Source organism: Mycobacterium sp., assembly GCF_049608025.1.
In the GTDB taxonomy this organism is placed as follows: Bacteria; Actinomycetota; Actinomycetes; order Mycobacteriales; family Mycobacteriaceae; genus Mycobacterium.
In genome coordinates this window covers 24,642-34,633 of the sequence record NZ_JBMYXC010000036.1, presented here as the reverse complement: position 1 = coordinate 34,633, position 9,992 = coordinate 24,642, and the positions used below count along the sequence as shown (strand labels likewise).

The following is a 9,992-nucleotide window of genomic DNA, read 5'->3' as shown; positions in this document are numbered from 1 at the left end:
GGAGTACCAAACGGTTGTCGCGAATCGAGAAACCGTTGCGGGTGTATTCCAGCGACGGCAGCGTTGTCTTACGCGCCTTAAAGGTCGGCCTGCGGCGGCCTTTCACGGTGAACGAATGGCTCAACGCAGAGCCATAGGTGCCCAACATCTGCTGCTGGGCCACCTGGGACCCCTCCCGCAACCAAGAGCTGCTCTTGCGGGCAGCGGTAAGCATCCTCGACAACTTGCCAAACGTCGGCCGGATACCCGATTTCTGCTGGTGGACAGCTTCATTCCACAGAAACCGGCACCGGTGCCATTCGGCTTCCAGAGCCGCCACAGCTCCGGCTCCAGGCCGCAGACGGTAGGTGTACCGCACCGTCTCAACCGACTCGACAACCACACCGAGCACTCTATAAGTCAACACCGACACAGCAGCCGCCCTTACCTCCCCACGACTAAAGCCGGGGGTCTCTCGGGCGGTATTCGATGAAGGATCTAAACGGCCGGGTCGCTGTGGTGACGGGCGCGTCGAGTGGAATTGGTCGCGCAACGGCGGCACGGTTGGCCGATGAGGGCTGCGCACTCGCCCTCGTGGACATCGACAGGCCGCGCCTAGAAGAGACGGCGCACCTGATCGAGACTGCCGGCGTCCGCGCCAGCCTTCATCTAGCCGATGTTTCCGACGTCGCACGAATGGAAGCGTTGCCCAGTGAGATCCTCGGGGAACACGGGCGGGTCAACATTCTGGTCAACAATGCCGGTGTTTCAGTGTTGAAGACCTTCGAAGACCACAGTCTTGAAGACTTCCAGTGGCTCATCGGGATCAACTTCTGGGGGGTCGTCCACGGTTGCAAGTTCTTTCTACCCGCGCTCCGGGAGGCCAGTGAGGCTCATATCGTCAATGTGTCGAGCATGTTCGGCTTCATCGGCGCGCCTGGGCAAAGTAGCTACTGCGCAAGCAAGTTCGCCGTTCGAGGGTTCACCGAATCGCTCTGGGCAGAGCTCCGCCACACTCAGGTGGGGGTGACCAGTGTCCATCCCGGCGGCGTAGCGACCGGTATCGCACGGAGCGTGCGCGTCAGCCATGAAGCGCAGCGCGCTCAATTGCAGACGGGGATCAAGAAATACGGGCATCCACCCGAAGACGTGGCCTCGGCCATTGTCCGTGGAATCCGCGGCAACAGGCTCCGGGTGCGCTCAGGCGCGGAGTCCTTCGCCGTGGATTGGCTGAAACGTCTGGTGCCGATTGGTTTCCACAAGGCATTCGCCGAAAGGATCCGAGTGCCCGGCAGTTGAACAACTCGAGAAGCGATCCTCGAAGAGGATTCCCGATTCATCAACGAGAGGTAAGAGATCGACATGGCCGTCCATTCCCTGCTCCGGATCGCGGTGATCGGCGCGGGCCCCGCGGGCCTGGCGGCCGGCCACGAACTTCTTGCACACGGCTTCACCAACTTCACGATCTTCGAGAAGTCTGACGCAGTCGGGGGCACCTGGCACTTGCACACCTACCCGGGCCTGGCCTGCGATGTCTGGGCCCACGCCTACACCTTCTCGTATCGACCGAACCCCGACTGGACCGCGAACTTCGTCGAGCAGCCCGAGATCGAGTCCTACCTGCAGCAGTGCGCTTCGGAGTTCGGCCTGGACAGCCATATTCGATTGAACACCCGGATTACCGCCGCGCAGTACTGCGACACCGGCGTCTGGCAGCTCAAGAGCGAGGCCGGCGAGTCACTCGAGTTCGATGTCGTGATCAACGCGATGGGCAACCAACACACGCCCCGCTACCCCAGCGTCCCCGGTATCGACGATTTCGAGGGCGCGAGTTTTCACGGCACCCGCTGGGATCACAGCGTCGAACTGGAGGGCAAGCGCGTCGTCGTTGTCGGCTCTGCCGCGAGTGCCGTGCAGATCGTGCCCGAGGTGGCCAGAGTCGCAGGGGAACTCACCGTCCTGCAGCGATCGCCGAACTGGATCATGCCCCGGCGCCGCAAGTTCTACACCGACGCGCAGCGCAGCCGGTGGCGCCGGTTTCCGGTCATGATGAAACTGATTCGGCGCGTGCAGCAACTCTTGATGAGCCTTGTCCACGACGCCGCAACTCTCGGCCACAATCGGGCGAGGCAGTTCGAGAAAGTGGCCAGGAAGTTCATCACCGACGCGATCCCCGATCCAGAGCTTCGTGCGGCTCTCACGCCCGCGGACCCTTACGGCTGCAAGCGCGGTTTGGTCTCTGATGACTTCTACCCAGCCCTGCTGCGCGGAAACGTCGAGCTGATTCCCGAAGGCCTCAGCGCCGTGCGGCCGACCGGCATCACTACCGATAAGGGCCGCGAGATCGAGGCCGACGTCATCATCTTCTGCACCGGCTACCGCATCCTCGACTTCGATCGGATCGGTGTACTGGGGCAGGCGGGCAAGAGTCTGGCCGACACAATGGAGAAGTCGCCAGAGGCCTTCAAAGGGATCGCCGCGCCACACTTTCCGAACTACTTCTTTGCCGTCGGTCCCAACGGACTACCGCTTGACGCAAGCTACTTCCTGACCGCGGAGAGAAACATCGAGACGATTGTCGCCCTGCTGCGCGAGAAGCAGGCGGCCGGCGTGAAGTCGCTGTCGGTCAAACCGCACATCAGCCGCGCCTACAACGAGTGGTTGGCACAACAGTTTCCGCGCTACTCCTGGGCATCGCCGTCCTGCCAAAGCTACTACCAGGACGAACACGGGCGCGCCCCGTTCCTCTTTCCCGGGCGCTTCAAGGAATACTGCGAACTGCACGCCAAGTCCGGGCTGCACGAATTCGATCTGCGATACACCTGCGAACAGTTCGTTGCCAATACTGGCTCGCACTCGCCAACCTGACCGAACGCTCCCGAACCGGCAACGGGAATGCCCCGGCCTGTTGCCCATCGAGATGATGCCCTTGTCCCACGCTTGCCGCCACGGTCCATGGGTAAGAATGGGGCAGGCGGTATCCGGGGTGATGGTGATGGGTGATGGTGATGGCGAGAACGGCGGTGTCGACCGCTGCCCACGGGGTGTTCGCAGCCCTCGTCACCCTGTTGGTGGCGCTGACCGGGTGTTCGACCGGACAGGGGGTTGATCTCGGCGGCGGGGCCGCCGGCAACCTCGTCACAGCGATCGCCGGGGAGCCAGACCAACTCGACCCGCACCGGACCACCGCCTACTTCTCCTTCGAAGTACTTGAGAACGTGTTCGACACGCTCGTCGAACCCGACGAGAACCTCCAGATGCAGCCCGCGCTGGCCAAGTCGTGGGACGTCAGCGCCGATGGGCTCACCTGGACCTTCCACCTGCGCGATGGCGTCACGTTCCACGACGGCACCCCCATGACCGCAGACGACGTCGTCTTCTCCTACCGCCGGATCATGGATGAGGAATTGGCCAACGTCGACAAGTTCAACGCTGTCACCGCCGTCGAAGCACCTGACCCGTCCACGGTGGTCATCCGCACCGATCGGCCGGTGCCCAACATGCTGACCAACCTGGGCGGCTTCAAGGGGATGGCAATCGTGTCGCGCCCCAACGTCGAGAGCGGGCAGATCGCCACCCATCCGATCGGGACCGGGCCGTTCAGCTTCCTGGATCAACGCAGCGGCGACTCCATCACGCTGGCAGCCAACCCGGACTACTGGGGCGGGCCGCCCGGGATCCCGGGTGTGACGTTCCGGTTCATCTCCGAGCCCTCGACGGCGCTATCGGCACTGCAGGCCGGTGAGATCGATTGGACCGACTCGATTCCCACCCAGCGGGTAGCACAGCTCGAAGAAGACGACTCGGTAACGCTGGCAGTCACACCGAGCAACGACTACTGGTATCTGGCCCTCAACGAGGCCCGCGAACCGTGGAACGACGTCCGCGTGCGGCAGGCCATCGCCTACGCGATCGACCGCGGCGCGATTGTTCAGGCGACCAGCTACGGCACCGCCACGGCCAATCAGTTGGCGATCCCGGAGGGCAACCCCTGGTACACCCCCTACGACAGATACGGTCAGGACGGCCCCGAGAACTCAGCACGTGCGCTGGGTCTGGACAAGGCCCGCGAGCTGCTTCGCGAGGCCGGAGTCCAGCCCACGGATCTAGACATGCTCGTCACCACCGACTACCCGGAGACGGTCACCGCGGCTCAGATCATCGCCGATAACCTTGCGCCGCTTGGGATCACCGTCAACATCTCCACAGTGGACTTCGCGACCTGGCTCGACGAACAGAACTCGGGCAACTTCGACATGCTGATGATGGGCTGGCTGGGCAATATCGATCCCGACGATTTCTACTACGCCCAGCACCACACCGACGGGACGAGCAACGCGCAGCAGTTCTCCAACGCCGAGGTGGACCGATTGCTCGACGCGGGCCGGATCGAGACCGACCGGGCCGCGCGCTACGAGGATTATGCGCGAGCCGCAACGCTGATCGCCGACGAAGCCAGTTACATCTACCTGTACAACCCCTCGGTGATCCAGGCGTGGAATCCAGAGCTCTCGGGTTACCAAGCACGCCGCGACGGCGCGGTCCGGTTCCGGGATGCCTCGCTGAACACTGACGACGGAGCCTAGCGATGGCGGCCAACTCCGACCGATCGTGGCTGAACCATCCGCTCATCGGGTTCGTGGCGCGCAGGTTGATCTACTCGGCCGTCGTGTTGTTCGGGGTACTGATCCTGGTTTTCGCGTTGGTCCACCTGGTTCCGGGCGACCCGGTGCGCCTGGCGCTGGGTACCCGCTACACACCGGAGGCCTACGAGGCATTGCGCGCTGCCAGCGGGCTGGACCGCCCGCTCATCTCTCAGTTCTTCGGCTACCTGGGCTCAGCGCTGACCGGTGATCTCGGCGTGAGCTTCCGGAACGGCGACCCCGTCACCGTGACGCTCATGCAGCGGCTCCCGGCGACAGCGTCCCTGGGTTTTGCCGGCATCGCGATAGCCCTGGCGATAGCATTGCCCGCAGGCATCTTCTCCGCACTGCGCGAGGGTCGGATCAGCGACGCGATCGTCCGTATCACAAGCCAATTCGGCGTCTCCATCCCCGATTTCTGGATGGGCATCCTGCTGATCGCGCTGTTCGCGACGACCCTGGGCTGGCTACCGACGTCGGGCTACCGGCCACTGTTCGAGGATCCGGCAGGATGGCTGCGCCACATCGTCCTGCCCGGGCTCACCGTCGGCTTGGTGGCGGCGGCGATCATGACACGATACGTACGCGCAGCGGTGCTCGAAGTGGCCGCGATGGGCTATGTGCGCACGGCGCGGTCCAAGGGTCTGCCACCACGGGTCGTCACGTTCCGACACACCGTGCGCAACGCATTGGTGCCGATCCTGACCATCACCGGCGTCCAACTCGCCACGCTCCTCGGGGGCGTGATCGTTGTAGAGGTGGTGTTCGCCTGGCCAGGGCTGGGTCGGCTGGTCTACCACGCCGTGGCGGCACGTGACTATCCGTTGATCCAGGGCGCGGTGTTGCTGATCGCGGCACTATTCCTGCTCGTCAACCTGATCGTCGATGTGCTGTACGCGGTGGTCGACCCGAGGATCCGCCTGGCATGACGAACACCACGAGCACAGAAACCAGGGTCTCCTCCTGGCGGCTGCTCGCCCTCAACCCGGTCACGTTGGTCAGCGCATTGGTGCTCGTGGCCGTGGCCGTCGTTACGGTGAGCGCGAATTGGGTCGCCCCGTACGGCGTCAACGACGTCGACGTTCCCAACGCCCTGCAGGCACCCGGCGGTGCGCACTGGTTCGGCACCGACGAATTAGGTCGCGACGTGTTGTCTCGTGTGCTGGTCGCCATCCAGGCGTCGATGCAGATCGCCGTCCTCAGCGTGGTTTTCGCGGCCGTGGTGGGCGTGACGGTCGGAGTTGTGGCTGGATACTTCGCCGGCCGGAAAGGCGGCTGGCTCGACACCGTGCTGATGCGGGTCGTCGACGTGATGTTTGCCTTTCCAGTGCTGCTTCTGGCACTCGCGATCGTCGCGATCCTGGGCCCGGGGGTGAGCACGACGATCCTGGCGATCGGCATTGTCTACACGCCGATTTTCGCCCGGGTGGCTCGCGCGGGCACGCTGAGCGTGCGCACCGAACCGTACGTGGCGGCCTCGCGCGCTGTGGGGGCCGGCGACCTGTACATCCTGGTGCGCCATATTCTGCCGAACATCTCGGGTCCACTCATCGTGCAGACCTCGCTCTCACTGGCGTTCGCCATCCTGTCCGAGGCCGCTCTGTCGTTTCTCGGACTGGGGATCCAACCCCCCCAGCCATCACTGGGCCGGATGATCTTCGACTCTCAGGGCTTCGTGACGATGGCGTGGTGGATGGCGGTGTTTCCCGGCGCCGCGATCTTCCTCATCGTTCTGGCGTTCAACCTGTTCGGCGACGGGCTGCGCGACGTGCTGGATCCCAAGCAGCGCACCGCGATCGAGGCCCTCAGGCAAGAGTCACGATGAGCCCGCAACCCGTGCTGAGCGTTCGGGATCTCGGCGTGCGCATCGGAGGACACGCGCTGGTCGGCGGTGTGTCGTTCGATGTTCACCGCGAGCACACCCTTGGCATCGTGGGCGAATCAGGCTCGGGCAAGTCGATGACGATGCTCGCGGCGACCGGGCTGCTGGATGCCCCGGGCGCGCGGACTTCGGGCACCAGCACGCTCAAAGGTGTCTCCGACGAACCAGTTCAGTTGGTGGGCGCCAAGCCACGGGTGCTGCGCCGCGTGCACGGTGCGCGAATCGGTTTCGTCTTCCAGGACCCGGGGACCTCGCTGAACCCGCTACTGACCTTGGAGCGCCAGATCACCGAATCTCTGGAGACTCATCGCAGCATGACGCGCCGGGAAGCCGGCCGCCGGGCGCTCGAGCTACTGGAGGCGGTCGGCCTGCCCGATCCTGCGATGCGTCTGCATGCTTACCCGCACCAACTCTCGGGCGGGCAGCGACAGCGGGTGATGATCGCGATCGCGCTGGCATGCGACCCAGAGCTGCTGGTCGCCGACGAGCCCACTACCGCACTGGATGTGACGACACAGGCGCAGATCATCGAGTTGGTGCGCGCACTGCAACGTGATTTCGGTACCGCGGTGGTGTGGATCAGCCATGACCTCGGCGTGATCGGGCAAGTGGCACACGATGTCACGGTGCTGCGTACCGGCGCTGTCGTCGAGCGGGCGCCCATCGTTGAGGTGTTCGAGCGGCCGCGTGAGGAGTACACCCGGGAGCTGCTCACCGCGCGCCCAACACTCGACGGTTCCGGGCCAACGGCCGTCCCCGATGCCGAGCCGCTGCTGACGGTCGATGGACTCGACGTGCGGTTTACGGTGACCACGCCGGTGGGCCGCTCGACCGTGCATGCAGTCAAGGACGTGTCTTTTCGGATCCGCCGGGCGACGACGCTGGGTCTGGTGGGTGAGTCCGGCTCGGGGAAGTCCACCGTCGCGGCGGTACTGACTGGCTTGGTGAAACCTGATGCGGGCAGCGCGACGCTTGGCGGCACCGACGTTCTCAATGTAAAGGGTGCCGCCAGTAAGGCGCTGAGGCGCCGCATCGGACTGGTGTTCCAGGATCCGTTCTCGTCGCTGAATCCTCGCGCCCGCGTAGAGACTTCGATCTCGGAGCCATTGAGAGTGCACAGGCTGGTGACGAACCGCTCGGCGCGCCGCGAACGCGTCGCCGAACTGCTCGATCTCGTCGGGCTGCCGACCGCTTTCGCGCACCGGTACCCTCACGAACTTTCTGGTGGGCAGCGCCAACGGGTGAGCATCGCCCGCGCGCTGGCCGCCGAGCCCGATCTGCTCATCCTCGACGAGGCGACGGCATCGCTGGATGTGTCGGTGCAGGCACGGATGCTCGAGCTGCTGGCCCGACTTCAGCGCGAGCTAGGGCTGGCCTACCTGCTCATCGGTCATGACCTAGCAGTGATCCGGCAGTTGAGCCACGACGTGTTGGTGATGCGCGACGGTGCTGTCGTCGAAAGCCGGCCCGCCGGTGAACTGTTCGCCTCCCCGGAGCGGCAGTACACCCGTGACTTGTTGGCCGCCGTCCCGCCAACGGAACCGCGCGCCACCCTCTGAGCGGAGCGCCACCCTCTGAGCGGATCGCCACCCTCTGAGCGGATCGGGGCCCGAGCCAACCGCTCAGACCGGCTCGGCCGCCATCGTGATGTCGACGGTGCCCTGGCAGGCTCCACTGGAGATGTCGGTGTGCCAGCGGCCCGACAGGGAACCATCCGCCTGCTGCGTATATGCCACCTGCGCGTACGCGGGATTCCACTCGATCGAACCGTCCGGCATGAGACAGTTCCACTGAAAGCTCGTATCCGAAGACCATGCTGAACCATCCCAGGTGAAGGTCACCGGGACCGGAACGGTGGAGTTGCGCGGAGCGGGTCCCCCGACGATCGTCACGACGCAGGAACCGCCTGAGCAGCTGGTGTCGAACGTGTAGTTATCGGAGTACCGGTTCTCGGTCTGGGTTGCCGCGACGCTGGTGCCGCTCTTCTGGTCGACGAAGAAGGTCACCGCGTAGGTCCCGTCCCATATGGGGACACCTCCGGCGGACGCGGCGGGCGCGAGCCCCAGGGCGGCCACTGCGCCCATTGATGCTGCACCGGCCATCCAGTGATACCGCGACATCTCAACTCCCAGGTTGCGTGGTGTTTTCCCATCTATCTGCCGGGGTGATGCAAGTGTTACAGGAGTTACCTGCGGTGGCAGTCGTTCTTTCTCCTACGCAAGTTGACTCGGCCGGTACTTCGCGACCAGCCTGAACTCGTGACAATCCGAGATGGGCGGCTCGGCGCTGCATTGTTCGACGACCGGCACATCCAGAATCCGTATCCGCTCTACGCTCACATGCTTGCCGCGGCGCCCCTTCACCGAATCGGTGCCTCAGGATTCCATGCGGTCTGCAGCTGGGACGCCGTCACCGAGGCGGTGGCGCGAACCGACGACTTCTCCTCCAACCTGACCGGGACGATGACCTACCGGCCCGACGGCACCGTCGGGTTGTTCCCGATGGATGAGCTCGGCGGACCCACGCAGGTTTTGGCCATCGCCGACGACCCGGCTCATGCCGTGCACCGCAAGAAACTGGTGCCGCAGTTGGCCGCCAAGCGTATCCGCGCCCTGGAGTCCTTCGTGGTCGACAAGACCGAGCGACTGTGGCGCGAGGAACTGCGCGACGGTCGCATCGAGTGGATGTCCGCGATGGCCAACCGCCTTCCCATGATGGTGGTCTGTCGGCTCATCGGCGTCCCCGATCACCACGCCGAACAGCTCGCTGCCTGGGGCTATGCCAGCACCCAACTGCTCGAAGGGCTGGTCAGCGAGGAACAGCTCGCCGCGGCGGGGGCAGCTGCCGTGGAACTGATGGGCTACGTCGCCGAGCGGCTGCGGCTGGCGGTGGCGGATCCGCAGGAAAACCTGCTCGGTGACCTCGCCAACGCCTGCGCCGCAGGCGAACTGGACACCATGACCGCACAGTTCATGATCGTGACGCTATTCGGCGCCGGCGGCGAGTCGACCGCATCGCTCATCGGCTCGGCGACCAACATTTGCGCCACCCACCCCGAGATCCAGGATCGTCTGCGCGAGAACCCCGATCTCATCCCGGCATTCCTCGAAGAGGTGTTGAGATTCGAGTCGCCGTTTCGCGGCCACTACCGCCACGTGCGCAACGACTGCATGCTGGCCGGGCATGAGCTGCCCGCCGGTTCACGATTGATCCTGCTGTGGGGAGCGGCCAACCGGGACCCGGCGCACTTCGAGGCGCCCGACGAGTTCCGGCTGGACCGCGCCGGCAGGGCCGGGCACATCTCGTTCGGCAGAGGCGCGCACTTCTGCGTCGGTGCCACGCTCGCGAGACTGGAGGGCCAGATCGTGCTCGACCACCTCCTGCGGCACACCACGCGGGTCGAGAAGGTCGGGTCCCCCCGGTGGCTGCCGAGCCTGCTGGTGCGCCGGCTCGAAAACCTCGTCCTCGCTGCCGAATAACCTGCCGGC

The 9,992-nt window shown here is 64.8% G+C and carries 8 protein-coding genes and 1 pseudogene; 7 read left to right on the top strand and 2 right to left on the bottom strand.

The genetic code is table 11. The annotated features are described in order from the left end of the window. Window positions 1–406: pseudogene (locus tag ACPGXI_RS12680) on the bottom strand (RNA-guided endonuclease TnpB family protein); the annotation flags it as partial. Window positions 407–468: 62 nt separating this feature from the next. Between ACPGXI_RS12680 and ACPGXI_RS12675 the strand changes: the two are divergent. From ACPGXI_RS12675 to ACPGXI_RS12650, 6 genes are all read left to right on the top strand, one after another. Beyond that, window positions 469–1,278 carry an SDR family NAD(P)-dependent oxidoreductase gene (locus tag ACPGXI_RS12675; protein WP_526653363.1) on the top strand — a complete coding sequence of 270 codons (810 nt, stop codon included), beginning with the start codon at window positions 469–471 and terminating at the stop codon, window positions 1,276–1,278. Between the two features lie 63 nt (window positions 1,279–1,341). Further along, entirely contained in the window at window positions 1,342–2,847 is a 1,506-nt protein-coding gene (locus ACPGXI_RS12670; protein ID WP_526653361.1) for a flavin-containing monooxygenase, read from the top strand. A 140-nt stretch (window positions 2,848–2,987) separates the two neighbouring features. Then, window positions 2,988–4,565, top strand: coding sequence for an ABC transporter substrate-binding protein (locus ACPGXI_RS12665; protein ID WP_526653367.1), 1,578 nt, complete (start codon window positions 2,988–2,990; stop codon window positions 4,563–4,565). Window positions 4,566–4,567: 2 nt separating this feature from the next. After that, window positions 4,568–5,551: an ABC transporter permease gene (locus ACPGXI_RS12660; protein WP_526653359.1), complete on the top strand. Its 984-nt coding sequence runs from the start codon at window positions 4,568–4,570 to the stop codon at window positions 5,549–5,551. Further along, window positions 5,548–6,447, top strand: a complete 900-nt coding sequence (locus ACPGXI_RS12655) for an ABC transporter permease (protein ID WP_526653357.1) — start codon at window positions 5,548–5,550, stop codon at window positions 6,445–6,447. Before ACPGXI_RS12660 ends, ACPGXI_RS12655 begins: the two co-directional genes overlap by 4 nt. Next, on the top strand, window positions 6,444–8,063 hold the full coding sequence (locus ACPGXI_RS12650; protein ID WP_526653355.1) for a dipeptide ABC transporter ATP-binding protein: 1,620 nt from the start codon (window positions 6,444–6,446) through the stop codon (window positions 8,061–8,063). The genes ACPGXI_RS12655 and ACPGXI_RS12650 overlap by 4 nt, the downstream gene beginning before the upstream one ends. A gap of 63 nt (window positions 8,064–8,126) precedes the next feature. Here the strand turns inward: ACPGXI_RS12650 and ACPGXI_RS12645 are convergent, their stop codons facing one another. Further along, window positions 8,127–8,624, bottom strand: coding sequence for an Rv2253 family sensor-like surface protein (locus ACPGXI_RS12645; RefSeq protein ID WP_526653353.1), 498 nt, complete (start codon window positions 8,622–8,624; stop codon window positions 8,127–8,129). Window positions 8,625–8,762: 138 nt separating this feature from the next. On the opposite strand from ACPGXI_RS12645, the gene ACPGXI_RS12640 reads away from it, so the two are divergent. Then, a complete protein-coding gene (locus tag ACPGXI_RS12640) occupies window positions 8,763–9,983 on the top strand; it encodes a cytochrome P450 (RefSeq protein WP_526653351.1) in 1,221 nt (406 codons plus the stop codon). The last annotated feature ends 9 nt before the right edge of the window (window positions 9,984–9,992 follow it).